We start from the raw sequence: 14,733 nt of genomic DNA on the forward strand, positions 1-14,733 counted from the left end.
GGCCGTTTCTTGCGGCGACTACGGCGTTCGCTCAGCAGCAGCCCGGTTGCCGGCCGCCGCCACAAGCCCGCTCAGTTTGCGGCGCAGACCTTTTTAAGGCATCGGACGGGCGGGCGTTCCTGCCCACGTAACTCAAGAACCCCACGAGAGCCCGTTGGATCGCGCCGAGACCCTGCTGGACGAAAAGCGGTGAGCGGTGGCGCCCACTGCGCCGGTCGAGTTGATCGGTGTCTGTGATGCGGTCTGCCTCATGCCAACGCAGCTGACATTGTTTGATGCGAGTTCGGTGACGTCACAGGTGATCTCGGTGCTGGTGCCCTCTCAAAGAATTTCCGCGCCTGCCATGTGTGGTCGCGGGTTAGGCTGCTGCCCAAGAGGTTCCGCGACGATGTGGAATCGGCGAACAACGCCGGGGGAGCGAATCAGAATGACAATGACTTCAAATGTCCGCACATGCGCCGCTGCTGCAATGGTTGTTGCAGCCGGCCTACTCGGGGCATGTTCGGCTCACGTCGAAGCTGGCACCAGCCCGGGGATCAGCAAAGAGCAGTTGGGCAAGACCGTCAAGGAGAAGCTGGAAGCCCAGGTGGGGGAGAAGGCGGATTCCGTGGTGTGCGACGGCACTTTGCCGGCGAAAGTTGAAGCGACGCAGAAATGCGTACTGACTGCCGGTGGAACGAAGTATGGGGTGACGGTCACCGCCACCTCGGTTGACGGGGACAACGTCAAGTTCGATGTGAAGGTTGCCGACAAGCCGATGGGGTAGGCGGGTGGCGCGCTGAGCGGCGATCGCGAACCGCGGTCGGTGTCGGATCCGCAGCTGTGGCGTCGGCTGATGGTTTGAACACCGATGCGGCGCGGATTTCCGGTCGCCGGGCGAACATCGCGACCTCTGGTCGCAGAAGCGGGCGCCGCAGATTTGCGTATTCGGGGTACTTGCACCTCAGGTAGTCTTTTGCTGAGCTATTTGGTGGAGGGGACCACATTATGGGCGTGTCTGGGCTGGTGAGCCGGGGTTCGCGCGCTGCGGGGGAGTTTGGCGAGGTGATTGACCGAGTGGCGTCACCGGGACACGGCAACATCAGCGCTGAGCTTCGCTCGATTTCGGTGCATGACGTGCACGCCGCCGCGTGGGGCGTCGCCCCCGCGGCCCAGGCTTCGTTGTTGTCGGTGACAGCAATAGCTGGTCGTGATGTGAATGCTGGCGAGCTGTCCAGTGTGGATGCGGTTGGCATATCGGGCGATTGGGGATGCCGATGAGTGGACTGAAGGTCAATCCGGGTGAGGTGCGGACTCACGGCGCATCGATGGAGTCCAGTGCCGGCGCCATTCCCGCGCCACCGGAGCGATTTACGGCACAAGGCACGGATCCGATGTCGGAAGCATTGGCCGCCCGAACCCAGAAGGTTGAGGCGCCGTTCATCGATGGTGTCGGCCAGACCAAGACTGACGCACAAGCCACGGCGAAGAATATTCAAGCGGCTGCGGATAAGTATGAGCAGTCCGATCAGCAGATCGCCGGGCAGGTGCAGGCGACGGGGCTGGGCAGCGGTACGGGCGCGGGCAGCGGATCCGGTGCCGGTGGTGGCGCGGAGGGATTGCAGCAGTTGCAGCAGATGATGCAGATGCCGATGCAGATGGCTCAGATGGCAGCCCAGGTTCCGATGCAGATGGCTCAGATGGCCGGCCAGATACCGCAGGCGGTCATGCAGGGTGTGCAGCAGATCGGCCAGATGACCGGCGGAATGGGTCAGGGCGCTGACTCCGCGGCGGGCAAACCCGGTGGCGGACCTGCGGGGGCCGGACAGCCTGACGCCGACAAACCCGACGAGCGTGACGAGCGCGAGAAACTCGAGGACGAACGGGAAAAACGCCGCGAGGAGCAAGACCGAGAAGCTCAGGCGTCCCAGGGCGCTTCGGCGGAGTCCGCGCCGGCAGATCGAGCCCCAGTCTCTTCGCCGCCCGCGGCGCAACCCGCCCCTGCACCTAGTACGTCGGCACCGGACGCTGCGTCACCGCCAGTCGCGGCCGGACCGCGACGAGCGCCCTCTGATCCTGCGATTGTGTTGTGACCGTATCCGTGACTGAGTCGAAGGTGTGCCAATGAGTTTGCCTCCCCCGCCGGGTTCGTTTGGGCAGCAACCGCCGATGGGTGGTGGCGGTCAGCCTGGCGGTGGTGCGCCGCAACCGTGGCAGCAGCAGTCCGGTGGCCCGGTCGGCCCGCCGCCTGGTGGTCCGCCGCCGTGGGGTCCGCAGCAACAGTGGGCTGGCGGTCCACCGCCGCCGAGCGGTGGCGGTGGCGGAAAAGCCAAGTGGATTCTCGGTGGACTGGCTGTGGTGTTGGCGATCGCACTGGCCGTGGTCGTCACCGTGCTCGTCGTCAAACCTGACAGTGGTGGGAATGGTCCATCGAATGCCGGGGCGAATGGCTCCACATCCGAATTCGCCAGCGCTGACGACACCGGGCCCGTCAACATCATCACGGAAGACCCGACTTGTGAGGCGTGGGGCGGTATCGCGCGCGCACTCGCCAGCACAGAAGAGTCGGTGAAATGGGCAGACCGTGACTATCAGATCCCACTCACCGCGTGGACGCCTGAGCAACGCACTATGTATGAGACCGTTGCGAAGGGTATGACCAGTGCCGCAGATAAGACAGCAAATCTTGTCAAGAAAACTCCCCATCGGATAATGCGAGCGCTCTATGGACAATTTGTAGTCTACGCAAACACATTTGCTGAACGCGTGCCTTCATATGTCGCAAAAGACGATAATATTGCAGCAGTGGCAGATGGAATATCCTCGGCTCTAGGCGGCATATGTTCCGCCATCATCTACCATTCTGCCGCCGCCGTTGCTCCGTTGCTATCAGTACCCGAAGCTCCGTCTGAAGTGCCCTCGGATCGCAATATTCCAGATATGTCTCAACGGTTCATTACCACAGCTGCTCCGGTATGTGCAGAGTGGGAAACGTCCGCCAAGAAATTCGCAAGCGAAGTGTCGGCGTGGCGTGCGATCGATCCCAACATTCCGTCCAAGGAATGGACACCTGAACAAAAATCGGTAATAGAAGCAGTCGGGCCTGTGATGTCCACCAGTGCTGACGAGCTTGAACGTTTGGGGCGCGCAAGCGGAAATGCGACGTTTGAAGACGCCGCTGTACTAGCTGCACAGTATCGCCGTGCGTTTGTCGCCGCCCTTCCAAATTACGCGCCAGCTGATAATTCTTTGTCCGCGACGTCGACATACCTGGTGAATAGTATTATGTGGGCTTGCAAGGCTGCATCATGATGGATAGCGAAAAGGACGATAGACCGTCCGGTGGCTATCGAGATAAAATGGTCGGCCCAGGGGCGTGGCCCGAGACAAACGCATCGGTATTCGCCGACCGCAGCGCAAAATTGGGCGCCGTCCATAAAGAGCTGACCGGTGCAAAAGAAGGATGGCAGTCTGGTCAGACGTATCTCAAGAGCGAAAATAACTGGGCAGGTGTATCGGCGACTGCCGCCAACGCCAAGGTCGACACTCACACTAAGGCTATGGAAGTGCACGAGCAGCAGCTCACTGCGGCCACCGGGTGGTGCGGGGAAGCTGTCGGCCTTATTGGCAGGGTTAAAGAAGCGATTGTTGGCACCGTAGATGCCGCGGTGAACGTTATTGACGAAACAGTTAAAGCGGCTAATGGAGAGAATGCGGACGGCCCGATCAGTAAGATCCAGGGTTACGCATACGAGTCCAACAAATCGATTGTTCAGTGGGGGGCCGACACCGCCTCGGGTAAGGAGGGCGTGTCCGCAGAGCCGCCGATAAAGGGCAAAGAAGATTTCGAGAAAGCTCGTGATAAGCCTGACGAAGGCAAGGTTAAGCCAGCCGAAGGAGACATACCTGCTTTCTTCGCCGCAAACCCCGTTGAGGGGGAACGGCCTGAGAGTTCGGTGGCTCCGCCAGTCCCTCAAGCTGTCCAGCCTGTAGCGAACGTTGTTAAGCCGCAGGAGGGTGCACGGCCGGCCGCTACCGGGAACACGCCGGTGGACCAAGTTGCCAATGAAATCGTTGGCACTGCGACCCCTGTTGAAGGCGAAAAACCGGGCAGTTCAGAATTCGCGCCGCCGCCAGTCGTTCAGCCCCAGGTCCCACAGGTGAGTAATAAACCGCCGGCATCGGCCGCGCCACCATCTCCCGCAACGTCCGGCGTAACGAGCGCGGCGTCGCCGCCAACGGGTGGTTCCCCGAACCTCTCAACTGGAGGCACCGGCGCTCCAAGCGCCCCCAGTCCGTTGAGCGGTGGCCTAGGCAGTGGTATGGACCAAGCCGCGAGCGCGTCGCAGGCAGCAGGCCAAGCACCAACCGGTGCGGCGCCGACAGATCCGTTGCAGGCCTTCTCGAAGGGGTTTGCGGATTCGGCGGGGACGCCGGTTCATGCTGCTTCGACTGGTGCGCCGCCGTTGGCGCCGGCCCCCGCGGTTCCGGCAAGCGATGCGATGGCACCAGCGAGTACCCATTCGGCGCCGACCTCACTGACTGGCGCACAGGCCCCTGCGGCGCCGGTACAAGGGCCACCGGCGGGCGGTTCGATGGGCATGGGTGGCGGAATGCCGTCGATGCCTCTCGGACCTCCGCCGACCGCGCCTCCGGCCGCGCCAGTGGCCCCGCCGCCCTCAGTCGTACCGCCCCCGGCACCGCCCGCGAACATCGCCGGCGGCGCTCAAGTCGCGCCCATTCCGGTGTCCGCAGCGCGCGCAGAGCGCGATGCTGCCCAGAACGCTGCGAAGCGGTCAGGTTCCGACCCGTTGGAGTTGGCACGCAGGGTTGCCGCCGCACTCAACGCGCCTGACATGCTCAACAAGGAGGATCCCTTCTTCCACTGGGTCACGGCAGTCACCCAGGATGGGCGGATTGTGGTGGCCAATAACTATGGATTGGCCTATATGCCGGCGCAGGTCCGTCTGCCCGAGTCTGTGGTGATGGCGAGCGCTGACGAATCGATCCCGCCGAATGAGCGCGCTGGTTGGGCGACCTATCCGGCTGTGGCGCTGCTGGGTTGGGTACAGCACCACGACACGAAGCTGCGGGCGTTGATTGGATTCGAAGGGCAGTTCAACAGCGATTCCGGTGTGCACCGAGAACTGTTGACCCCGCAGGACATCCCGGCCAGCGGCAAGATGGCTGGTCGAGACCGCCTGCAGGTGATCGCCCCGCAGATTGCTGCGCGGCTGGCTCAGATCGGGGACGGCGATCTGGTGAAGGTGCTGCCCCCTGCACCGGTGGAAGCGGCTCCGCCTGATGAGCTTCAGAGGCTGCAGTTGTGGGAGGACGTGTGGGCCCCGGTAATCAGCAGATCCGCCAACCGGGGCGAGGCGCATCTGAAGGGATTCTCCGCCTACGCCGTGCATGCACAGGAGCAGGCCCTCTACGACGCGCATACCTCAGTGTCGGCAGACGACCAACGCCGAGCCGTCGCGGAGTTTATTTATTGGCAGCACGTAGGCCAGTTGGCCGCAGATGCCGTTGGTGCGTAGGAAAGTGACGGCGATGAGAGTAGTTAGACGAATGCCCCCTATGGATGGGACCAGTCTAAAAAGATCTCGCCGGTCACTGGTTCAGTGCGCGCATTTGAACCGCTTTCCCCGTTATTTGCCGAGATTCGAAGCTCAATTGGGTGAAGCCAGGTACTCGCACAGTGGATACGGTATTGACATGGGCATTTCCGGCCGCACGGCTGAGTTGCAGGTGCAGAGAGGATTGATTTGCAGTGGGTAATTTCAAGGTCATCGCGGAGTCACTGACTGCGGCCGCTGAACAAATGTCGGAACCCCGCTACGACGGGCCGGATAAACAACATCCTAGTGATCCGTACGGACTAGACGTTCCGGATGCCGCCCTGCCGGAGACCAAGGAAGCCGTCAACCAGCTCAAGAATAGTACTGGGATACTGATGACGGCACTTAAGGCAGGAGACGCGGAGACGAAACGTCTCATCCTTTCCCTCAGATCAGCGGCCGCTGCCTACACCGAAATGGACGAGCGGAGCGCCAAAGTACTGGGGACTCAGGGCACCGACTCCAGCAAGGCGCCACCGATTGAACCAGTAACCCCTAAACCAATCGACGATATCGATGTACCGAAAATTGAGTATGGGGGCTACCCTTCCTCGCCGGACGATCAATGGGCTAAGTGGACAACCGCGGCACGTGCGATTAATGAACACGGTGATCCGGAAGCGATGCAGCGGGTGGAAGCATTCCAGAGTAGTTGGGCACAGTATCAAACCAGCTTAAATAACTGGGTTGAGGCCAACATCCCGCTAGAGGTGGGTAATTGGGAGGGGGACGCTGGCGTAGCCTGTAAGAATGCTTTGCTGCGCCTCCGTTCGTGGTGGAACGATATGGGGAACGAGTGCAAAAACCTGTCCATAGAGGCAGGGAAACTTCTCTCGGCGCACAAGCAACTTGCCAGCGTTCACCCCAACATGCACGACGTGGAAGTGGACGGAAATGGGTGGCTGAACCCAATCGATTGGTCCAACTTTCAGTACCAGTCGGAGTATGACCGCAATAACTACGAAAACAACATCAACCTCACACAAATACGGCCAGGCGGGCCGCCGCAGATTAGTGGTCTGCCAAAGATAAAGTCCAACGATGTCGGAACGCGCCCCGGCACCCAGGTGCCGGAGATCCCCGGGACCGGCCCAGGGGATTTGTCAGGCCCGGGCGGTCCAACTGACACGGGCGGGACACCCCAGGTGCCCGAAATACCGTCCGTGTCGCCTGCCAGCCTCGATCCCTCGGCAGGTGAGAAACCCGAATCAGGCTCTCCCAGCGGCAGTGGATCACCGTCGGGTGGGCAGGGGAGCGGCTCGCCGTCGGGCGGTGGGGCACCATCCGGCGGCATGCCGAGTGGTGGTCTACCCAAGGGAACCGAGGGCATGCCTGAGATGCCGGGTCTCGAGGAGCCGAGCCTAAAGCCGGCCAGCGCCGGCGGGGGTGGCGGTGGCATGGGCGGCGGTATGCCCGCCGGGCCGCTTGGGCCTGCCGTCGGAGCAGACTCTGTGGCGGCGTCTCCGTCCGGTGCCCGAGGCGCAGGCGGCGGAGTCCCCGGTGCGCCCGGCGGCACTGGCGCCGGCGGTATGGGCGGCGGTATGGGGGGCATGGGCGGCGGCCATGGGCAAGGCCAGGGCAAGGAGAAGCGCCGCAACCCGAACCTTTCGGAGGACGAGGACCTCTACAAGGAAGACCGTGCATACACCGAGGCGGTTATCGGCCGGCGTGCACGCCCGGATGCGAAGGACACCAAGAAGTAGCCGCAGGGCAGGGCGCTAGGTTTTCGCCTTGGGCGGTCGAAGATCTCGGCTTAGTCGGGGGTTCGGGGAGTGACTCGCGAGCCCCCGCCGCTGCATGCGTGGGTGAGGCGGTTCTTTCGTTTTCTTTGCAGAGCGGGCGTGTCGCTGCGGGAGATAGGTGTCGAGGCCTCCCGAAGATGGACGTCCTGCAACTTCGGGGGCGAAATGTATGCACCAACGGGTGTGCGTGGCGCACGTGGACGGTGGCCGCGTCCCAACGAGCAATGAGCTTCGGATCCGGCGCCGTTCACGCGCGCGATCAATGAGTCATGTTGACCGCTAGGTGATTTGGTGTTGATCGCTAAGTGTCGCCCTGGTGTTCTTGGCTGCGATGACAGGGCGTAATCGTCCTGGAGACATCGGAGCGCTAGCGGCGAGGCGGCTTGCCATCCGTCGTGGGTGGGCTCGATGGTGAACGCTGCCCGAGTTGGCGACTTTCCCACTGCGATGGCGTGGCGTTTGATGTCCTTGGTGAGCCGTTCGATCGGATTGTCCGACTAGTTCCTCTGCCACGGGCCGGCGAGAATGCGGCGAACGCAGGGAAGCTGACTGCTGCGGGCGTTTGACCGCCACCGCGGTGTGCAGGTTGCGTATGAAATCCACCCAAAACCCGCCGCGAGCGTTGGTGAATCCGTGGGTCACAGCACCTTTGAGCCCGGCTAGGAAGTCCGACATGGCCAGACACACCTCGGACAGGCCACGCTCTTTCAACATGCCAAAACTTGCGCAGAACCCACGAGACTTGCCGTCGCTGATGGCGGTACCTAGCACTCCGCGGGACTCGCCGATGGATACCCAGTGGGCGCCGGTACCTGAGGCACGGCGTGCACCGATGTGCCGCTTGCACCGGGTGTACGGAAGTCCGGTGGGGCCAGGCAGTGGGTTTCGATCAGCCGCTCTCGTTCGAAACCTAGGTGAAGGCAACGGTCAACGTGGGTGCATTTGTCCGTTGAGGTTTCCCTCTTCGCTATGGTCGGTGCGCCGGTAATCGGCAGCACCTATGTCGAGTGCCTCGGCGAGTTCGTTGGAGACCTTGTTCATTGCCTGCGTGGCGGCCGTCCGCGAGTCCTGCGCTTCATAGAGCGCCGTAGTGGCGACTGAACATGCCAGGCCGTGGGTCACGAAGACTGACATGGTCGCTCCGTCGGTGACCGCGGCAGCGGCACTGAAGTCGCCGGCGGCGTCACGTTGCGTCCCGCCGCGCCCATTCAGGTCTTCTGCGAGAACGTTCAGATCGTCGGGCACGCCGATCTCCCTTCGTTGTACTCAGAGGAATGCCAAAAAACGTTGTTGCTTATCACGCTAACGGCAGGCTCCAGGCCAGTCTCCGGCTTGGGCAGCAACCTCGTCGTAGGTGGCGCCGGCGCGTCGAATTAACGTGGCATTGCGGGCGGAGTTATCGATGAGGTCGAGATACCTCCACTCGGCGGGGGGCAACGTACCGGCGACCGCTGCGGTTTGGAACACCAGCGAGGCGGCTTGGCCCCAACCGGGAACCGCGTTCAGCGCGATGGCTGGGATGATAGACAGACCAAGAACTGTCTGGCAGCGGTCCAGCATCTTGCGGGTGACGTCATTCTGCTCGGCTTCGCTCTTGATGGCGTTCTTGATCGCCTCGTCGGCTTCCTTCAGTCGATCGACTCGCGAACTATGTTCACGGTTGCGAGCGTCATACGCGTCGGCGGCATCGCCATCCCAGCTTGCTGGGCGGGCCGCTGATTCGAGCTTGTTCTTAGCTTCCCCGAACTTCGTGGCGCCTTGGTCGAACTGACCACCTGTGTTCGGGTCGCCGAATCCGCACGTATTGGACATCGCCATCATGGCGAACAGACCTGCCTGGATGATCGGAGTGGCCATTGCCTCAGCAGCGCGGGCGTTGCCCAGTGCCTTTGCAATGCCTTCGCCCGCGGGCTGAAGAAAGCCGACCGCGTCATTGCCGTATCCCGCCATGCCCCAGCCGACGTGCCGGTCGTCTTTCTGGAGACCCTCACTGCGGTCATACATACCGTAACCCCAGTTGCCCCAGGAGTATGCGTCAACAAATCCCACGTTTCGCGCTCTCTCTCAATGTCGTTGGTTAAGAGCATAAGGAATGACTGGGCGCCTACCGCACACTAAATTTCCTCGCGCAGCAGCATTTGCTCCTGGTGGAGGCACAGCTAGAGCGTTGTGGAGTTGGGGTTCAGTTGGACCTGGCGTAGCCGCTCAAGTGCACGGTCATCGGTGAGCTCCGAGCGACACTCGGCGTTGAGCCAGTAGAACCGCAGGAACTTCAGGAGCGCCGCTCCGTTGGGGGAGTACAGCGACGACTCTTTGATCATCTTGAAATCGCCGTCGCTCATCACCATCACCAGCGGACTCTTGGCCGGCACACTGTCGGGTGCTCTATCTACGATGTCGACCACCTGTGACCACTCACCGCTGCTTGTCGAGAATGCCTCGACGAACGTGAAGCCGTCAGCTGTCAGTCGGATGAAACCGATGCCCCCGCGCTTAACCGTCAGCATTAGGGCAGCGGCGAACACCAACGCTGGCCCGATAAAGGCCATGGCGAACATAGGGCCAATATCGGGAGGCAGGGGTATGAAAAGTTTGTTCATCGCCCCGAGCACACCGGCGGAGCCGAGGGCGAGCACTCCGGCAATGACACCGATGAACAGCAGGATGTCGACGCGCTTGTCAACACGGAGCGTGGTCCCCTGGGCATCGCAGGTGCCCCGTGCGATGGCGGTAGGCATAATCTGCCAGACGCGTGCAGGTGCGAGCCAGAATATGGTGGCCCCAACGGCTATCAACGCGGTCAGGTAATCACCCTGGTACAGGGCAAATCCTGCCCAGCCTGCGCACGCCACGGCGCAGATGCCCAGGATCGCCATCGAAAATATTCTCAGTCCACCCACGTAAGCTCCGTTTCAACTCATTGAATCAACGCCCGGGCGTGAACTCCGGCACAGAGCGAGCCCGGATAACGCGACCGACAGCGATTGGCGCACAAGGAGCTTCGCGACCTGCGGTGGCCGACGGTGTTAAGCCGACACCGGATCGCGGAACACCTCAGCCCCGTGGCATACCGTCCTCCGTCAACTCCGCAACCATGGCATCGAGCCGTTCCCGGTCGGCCTCGATCGAGGTGGTTGCTGCGGCCGTAGCCTTTTGAATTGCTTCGTTGAGCCGTTGTTCGACGGCCTGGGCACCCAGACGCAACAAGCCGTCTTTGATGTAGACGTCGATCAGATGATGGTGCCCGTTCAGCGTGACTTCGACGCTCCTGGCTTCGTCTGCCGCGGTGAATGTTTCGGTGTTCATCTTGTGCAGCTGATCGTCCATTAGGGACTGGAGCTGCTGGGCTTGGCGCAGGACCGCGGCGACCTGCGGGTGTATCTCGTCTGTCATTGTTCCTCCCGACCTTTCTGGGACCCCTCTCCCAGGAAGCTTGATGTCACTGCTCCAGCGCCATCTGATAGCGGCTCTCTTCACGCGGGTTGATCAACGTGATGGGCAGCTGACGGTGCCGGGGAGTGTCGATGAAGTTGGGCCGCATGATCACTCGGCCGACGCCTTGATGCGGGCCCAGATACGTCGTGGAGTGCGGCCACGCCACGCGCGGCACCCGCCCGACGCGGCCGTTGATCATCGTGGCGAACTCGCGGAACTGTGGCCCGAGGGTCACGACGGCGCCGGATGCAGCGGAGCGGATGACGAACTGGGTGAACAGGCGCGCGTCGCCGAGGTTGATGCTGACGTCGACGTTGTCGAACGGCATGTACACGGGGTAGCGGTCCGAGGTCTCGCCGACGAGCACCCCGGCCGAACCGATCGGCAGCTCATGATGCTTGTCGGTCACCGGGGTGAGGCCTTGAAGGGCCGCCCGCTGCCCGCCGTACAGGCAGGAAAACCCGCGCGGCGTCGTCGGATTGGACAACGTCGTCAACAGCACCGTTGTTGTCGGGGCGGCGCCGGGACGGACCCGCACGCAGGTAGTGGTGTGGTCGGCGCGCGCTGACCACCAGACATCCGGGCCGCCGGGAGCGTTGTAGGCCGCGGTAAAGGTGCTGCGGCCCTTGATCACCGACCAGGTCTCCTTCTCGAAGGAGATCTCGGTGGCCTTGTCGAAATCGTCGAAGCTTCGCGAGCACTGTGCGTCAACCCCGTTGCTGGCCAACTGGTCTGCGATACGGGTGGCCGAGGCCACCAGGTACCGGGCGAGCCCGGACACCCCGCTGTCGCGTCGCTGGGCCGAGCGTCGGGTCTCCTCCGGGTTGGCACGAACCACAATCCAGGTCCGCCGGTTGGCCGGCGCCGGGTACGGGCCCACCACCTGCTCGTAGAGGGCCACGAGGCTCGCGGGAGCGGTCTTGCCGACCCGATAGCCGGCCGAGACGATGTCGGCTTCCAGGTCAGGGCAGTACGCTGCCAGCAGCTTCTCGACCAGTTTGGTGCTGACGGTGTCGTCGGAGACGGCACCGCCGTTGACGATCACCGTTGGCGTGAAAGGCCTTGGTACCAGCTCGATCACCGCGACCAGGTAGTCGCCCTGCCACCGCACCGCGACGTGGTCGCCGGGCATCACGGTGGCGCCGACCGCAGGCTCCGACGGCGCATCGGGGGTACTGCGGTGGCGGCGCCGCCACGCGAAGATCGCTCGGACCCAGCCGGTGAGCCGGTATCCGCGGATGGTGAGCACCGAGAAGATTGCGATCAGCACCGACAGCGTGATCCCCAGCCACAGCAACCTGAAGTGCATACAAACCGCAATGCACGCCGGGATCAGCGTGGCCGCCCAGATGGCGTGGCCCGTGGTGAATCGGAAGCCGAAATGCCGCCGCAGGAAGCTCATTGGCGCCGCCGCAGTGCGCGTCGGGTCATCGCAGCGATCCCGAGGATCAGGGCCAGTGCGGCCCCAGCGACCACCACACCGGTGATCGGGCCACGGTCTGGCGGCGGGATGTACACCGGCGGCGGAACTTCCTTGACGCGGAAGGGCGCCTTGGCCGGTCCCTCCGGGACCTCCCAGGTCAGCGCGGCCACCGGATCGACCACGCCGGCACCGACATAGTTGTCGACGCCGCCGCCGGGATGGCGTGCGGTGGCCGTGATCCGGTTGATCACCTGGGCCGGGGTCAGCTCCGGGAAGCGCTGCTTGACCAGCGCCGCCAGACCGGAGACGAACGCGGCCGAGAACGACGTGCCGTTCAGCGGCACCGGGCCGTCCTCGCCGGGGGTGGCATTGATCGGCTGGCCGTCATAGCCGAGCGCAGTGAGGTTCTCGCCCGGAGCCGCCGCGCCCAACCACGGGCCCGACATCGAGAAGTTGCTCGGCTGACCGTTCTGGCTGACGCTGCCGACGGTGAGCACCAGCGGGTCGTACCAGGCCGGGCTGACGATCGTCTGCACGCCCTTCCAACCGCGGGCATCGGCCGGAAGCGACTGATCCGGCGGCGGGTTCTGGGTGCAGTCCTGGCCGGTGTTACCGGCGGCCACCACGATCACTGCGCCCTTGACGTTCACCGCGTAGTTGATGGCCGCGCCCAGGCTGGACTCGTCGATCCGGCGGGTCACCTTGTAGCAGGCGGCCTCACTGATGTTGATCACTTGCGCGCCCAGGTTGGCGGCATGCACCACCGAGCGGGCCAAACTGCGGATCGAGCCTGCGGTCTGGGTGCTGTTGGGGTCGTTGGGATCTTGGCGCGAACCCTTGGGCTGGAACGCGACCGACGTCTGACGCAGCGAAATCAGTCGCGCATCCGGGGCCACACCGACGAATCCGTCGGTCGGGGACGGCCGCCCGGCGATGATCGACGCGGTCAGGGTCCCGTGGGCATCACAGTCGGACATTCCGTTACCGCCGGCGTCGACGAAATCGCCGCCCGGCTCGGCCGGAACCCGGGGTGAACCGTTGACCCCGGTGTCGATCACCGCGACAGTTACGCCGGCGCCGGTTGCGAATTTCTGCGCTTCGGCCAGCTTCAGGTAGTCCGCCGCCCAAGGCTTGTCGGCGAAGTTCGAATTCGGCATGACCGTCGGCGTCGCGCATATCTTGCGCTGCTCAGTCGGCTGGTCGGGGCCGGTCTCATCAGGAGGAACGGCCGCGGCGTCGATCGCCGGCGGATCGATTGCGAACGCCGGCGGCGCACTGAAAAGGGCCAACAGAACTGCCAGCACCAACACGGCTAAGCGCTGCACGCCTCACACTCCCCCAATGACATCGGACACGTTTGCAGTGTGCTGATGCACTTTCAGCAAACAATATCCGGCCTGTTCAGAAACGCATCGTCTCACGTCAAGCCGTCCGGCTATTTGCACGCAGGCAATCATAAGGGTGCCCAGGTGAGGCTGATAACGCTTTGTGCCCGCAGTGAGTGTTGCACCCGGCAAGAAGGGGGTCTCAACGGGAGGCGTAGTGCCATCTAAAGCCGGAGGACGTATCGGGAAGACGGGACCATCGCTGATCAACCCATGGTTTTGACTGACCGACCGTCGACGGGCGGAATGCAATGGGATATCACTGACGCATGACGCCTCACGGATCGGACGACTGGGACGACGACACCGCCGACCCCGCCGACCCCGCCGACGACAACGGCCTCGACGGGTTCGACTTCGGCACCCCGGTACTCGACGATGCATCAGGACTCGACGCTCTGCACGAGTACGCTGCGCCCGAATTAGGCCCTGGCAGCGGTGACGGCGGCGACCTGGACGCGGTCTACGACTACTCCGGCCACGAGTCCGACGAAGACCCAGACGACGGCTTCGGCGCCATCGACGGCGAGGATCAGCCCGAAGACGAAGAGCAGATTCCGGTGGTCCAGATAGTCAACCCGCCGGGTACCGTCACTGTCACTGCCTTCCTCAACGGAGCGGTTGCCCAGGTGGACCTGGATCCGAAGGTGACCACGCTGACCGAGGCGCAGTTGGCCGACGAGATTCGGTTCGTGGCCGGGGTGGCCGCCAAACGTGCGACGGCGGTGCTGCATGTTGGCACGGTGAACATGTTCGTCGAGCAGGGCATGGACTTCCGTGAGGCTCGGGAGTTCGTGGGGACGAATGTCCCGTTTTCGACTCCGGAGCAGGCCGACGAGGCTGAACTTGCACTCATTGCCCGCCACTCCGAGCGGTAGCCCTACGCGTCCAAATCCTGCTCGACCAAGCCCGCGACCGTGGCCAACGCATCAGCGTCGTCCGAGTCCACGGTCACCTGAGCTCCATTGCCGGCTCCGAGCGTCATGATCATCAGGGCCGAGCCGGCGTCGACGGGTTCGCCGCCATCCATGGACAGGGTGACCGGAACTCCGGCGTTGACAACAGCTTCGGCGATGATCGCGGCCGGGCGAGCGTGCAGGCCGATGGCGGAACCGACGGTGACAGTCTTGCTGGGCATGGTTTTCTCC

Annotated in this window: 14 protein-coding genes; 6 read left to right on the forward strand and 8 right to left on the reverse strand. The window is 63.2% G+C overall.

Annotation, left to right across the window (positions count from 1 at the left end; genetic code table 11):
• Nucleotides 1-469 precede the first annotated feature (469 nt).
• The 5 genes from ACZYZF_RS04305 to ACZYZF_RS04325 all read left to right on the forward strand — a co-directional run bounded on the left by ACZYZF_RS04305 (nucleotide 470) and on the right by ACZYZF_RS04325 (nucleotide 7,303).
• A complete protein-coding gene (locus tag ACZYZF_RS04305; protein WP_463743369.1) occupies nucleotides 470-766 on the forward strand; it encodes a DUF4333 domain-containing protein in 297 nt (98 codons plus the stop codon).
• Nucleotides 767-1,256: 490 nt separating this feature from the next.
• Complete coding sequence (locus ACZYZF_RS04310) at nucleotides 1,257-2,072, forward strand: hypothetical protein (protein WP_463834629.1); 816 nt, start codon at nucleotides 1,257-1,259, stop codon at nucleotides 2,070-2,072.
• A 31-nt stretch (nucleotides 2,073-2,103) separates the two neighbouring features.
• The gene (locus tag ACZYZF_RS04315) at nucleotides 2,104-3,291 is read left to right on the forward strand and encodes a hypothetical protein (protein ID WP_463834631.1); all 1,188 of its coding nucleotides are present in this window, start codon (nucleotides 2,104-2,106) and stop codon (nucleotides 3,289-3,291) included.
• Nucleotides 3,273-5,519: a hypothetical protein gene (locus ACZYZF_RS04320; RefSeq protein WP_463834632.1), complete on the forward strand. Its 2,247-nt coding sequence runs from the start codon at nucleotides 3,273-3,275 to the stop codon at nucleotides 5,517-5,519. The genes ACZYZF_RS04315 and ACZYZF_RS04320 overlap by 19 nt, the downstream gene beginning before the upstream one ends.
• A 233-nt stretch (nucleotides 5,520-5,752) precedes the next feature.
• Nucleotides 5,753-7,303: a PPE domain-containing protein gene (locus ACZYZF_RS04325; protein ID WP_463743365.1), complete on the forward strand. Its 1,551-nt coding sequence runs from the start codon at nucleotides 5,753-5,755 to the stop codon at nucleotides 7,301-7,303.
• A gap of 318 nt (nucleotides 7,304-7,621) precedes the next feature.
• Here ACZYZF_RS04325 and ACZYZF_RS04330 read toward each other — a convergent pair whose 3' ends face one another.
• The 7 genes from ACZYZF_RS04330 to mycP all read right to left on the reverse strand — a co-directional run bounded on the left by ACZYZF_RS04330 (nucleotide 7,622) and on the right by mycP (nucleotide 13,525).
• Nucleotides 7,622-8,113, reverse strand: a complete 492-nt coding sequence (locus tag ACZYZF_RS04330) for a transposase (RefSeq protein ID WP_463834633.1) — start codon at nucleotides 8,111-8,113, stop codon at nucleotides 7,622-7,624.
• A gap of 156 nt (nucleotides 8,114-8,269) precedes the next feature.
• Nucleotides 8,270-8,587, reverse strand: coding sequence for a type VII secretion target (locus ACZYZF_RS04335; protein WP_463743363.1), 318 nt, complete (start codon nucleotides 8,585-8,587; stop codon nucleotides 8,270-8,272).
• Nucleotides 8,588-8,644: 57 nt separating this feature from the next.
• Nucleotides 8,645-9,346, reverse strand: a complete 702-nt coding sequence (locus ACZYZF_RS04340) for an EspA/EspE family type VII secretion system effector (protein ID WP_463743362.1) — start codon at nucleotides 9,344-9,346, stop codon at nucleotides 8,645-8,647.
• A 155-nt stretch (nucleotides 9,347-9,501) separates the two neighbouring features.
• Nucleotides 9,502-10,218, reverse strand: a complete 717-nt coding sequence (locus tag ACZYZF_RS04345; RefSeq protein WP_463743361.1) for a hypothetical protein — start codon at nucleotides 10,216-10,218, stop codon at nucleotides 9,502-9,504.
• 178 nt (nucleotides 10,219-10,396) lie between these two features.
• Nucleotides 10,397-10,735, reverse strand: a complete 339-nt coding sequence (locus tag ACZYZF_RS04350) for a YbaB/EbfC family nucleoid-associated protein (RefSeq protein ID WP_463743360.1) — start codon at nucleotides 10,733-10,735, stop codon at nucleotides 10,397-10,399.
• Between the two features lie 46 nt (nucleotides 10,736-10,781).
• Nucleotides 10,782-12,179: a type VII secretion protein EccE gene (gene eccE, locus ACZYZF_RS04355; RefSeq protein WP_463743359.1), complete on the reverse strand. Its 1,398-nt coding sequence runs from the start codon at nucleotides 12,177-12,179 to the stop codon at nucleotides 10,782-10,784.
• Nucleotides 12,176-13,525 (reverse strand): type VII secretion-associated serine protease mycosin, encoded by a 1,350-nt coding sequence (mycP, locus tag ACZYZF_RS04360; RefSeq protein WP_463743358.1) that lies wholly within the window; start codon nucleotides 13,523-13,525, stop codon nucleotides 12,176-12,178. Before mycP ends, eccE begins: the two co-directional genes overlap by 4 nt.
• 329 nt (nucleotides 13,526-13,854) lie before the next feature.
• Between mycP and ACZYZF_RS04365 the strand changes: the two genes are divergently transcribed.
• Nucleotides 13,855-14,463 carry a hypothetical protein gene (locus ACZYZF_RS04365; RefSeq protein ID WP_463743357.1) on the forward strand — a complete coding sequence of 203 codons (609 nt, stop codon included), beginning with the start codon at nucleotides 13,855-13,857 and terminating at the stop codon, nucleotides 14,461-14,463.
• Between the two features lie 2 nt (nucleotides 14,464-14,465).
• Here ACZYZF_RS04365 and ACZYZF_RS04370 read toward each other — a convergent pair whose 3' ends face one another.
• A complete protein-coding gene (locus ACZYZF_RS04370) occupies nucleotides 14,466-14,723 on the reverse strand; it encodes an HPr family phosphocarrier protein (protein ID WP_064878625.1) in 258 nt (85 codons plus the stop codon).
• Nucleotides 14,724-14,733: the final 10 nt, after the last annotated feature.

The sequence above is a fragment of the Mycobacterium sp. IDUB_24 genome, from assembly GCF_055419385.1.

Bases quoted from the DNA above. Each gene is read 5' to 3' on its own strand.
- ACZYZF_RS04310 (WP_463834629.1), top strand. From the start codon at position 1,257: ATGAGTGGACTGAAGGTCAATCCGGGTGAGGTGCGGACTCACGGCGCA.
- ACZYZF_RS04365 (WP_463743357.1), top strand. From the start codon at position 13,855: ATGACGCCTCACGGATCGGACGACTGGGACGACGACACCGCCGACCCC.
- ACZYZF_RS04340 (WP_463743362.1), bottom strand. From the start codon at position 9,346: ATGTATGACCGCAGTGAGGGTCTCCAGAAAGACGACCGGCACGTCGGC.
- ACZYZF_RS04315 (WP_463834631.1), top strand. From the start codon at position 2,104: ATGAGTTTGCCTCCCCCGCCGGGTTCGTTTGGGCAGCAACCGCCGATG.
- ACZYZF_RS04305 (WP_463743369.1), top strand. From the start codon at position 470: ATGGTTGTTGCAGCCGGCCTACTCGGGGCATGTTCGGCTCACGTCGAA.
- ACZYZF_RS04370 (WP_064878625.1), bottom strand. From the start codon at position 14,723: ATGCCCAGCAAGACTGTCACCGTCGGTTCCGCCATCGGCCTGCACGCT.
- ACZYZF_RS04345 (WP_463743361.1), bottom strand. From the start codon at position 10,218: ATGGCGATCCTGGGCATCTGCGCCGTGGCGTGCGCAGGCTGGGCAGGA.
- ACZYZF_RS04350 (WP_463743360.1), bottom strand. From the start codon at position 10,735: ATGACAGACGAGATACACCCGCAGGTCGCCGCGGTCCTGCGCCAAGCC.
- eccE (WP_463743359.1), bottom strand. From the start codon at position 12,179: ATGAGCTTCCTGCGGCGGCATTTCGGCTTCCGATTCACCACGGGCCAC.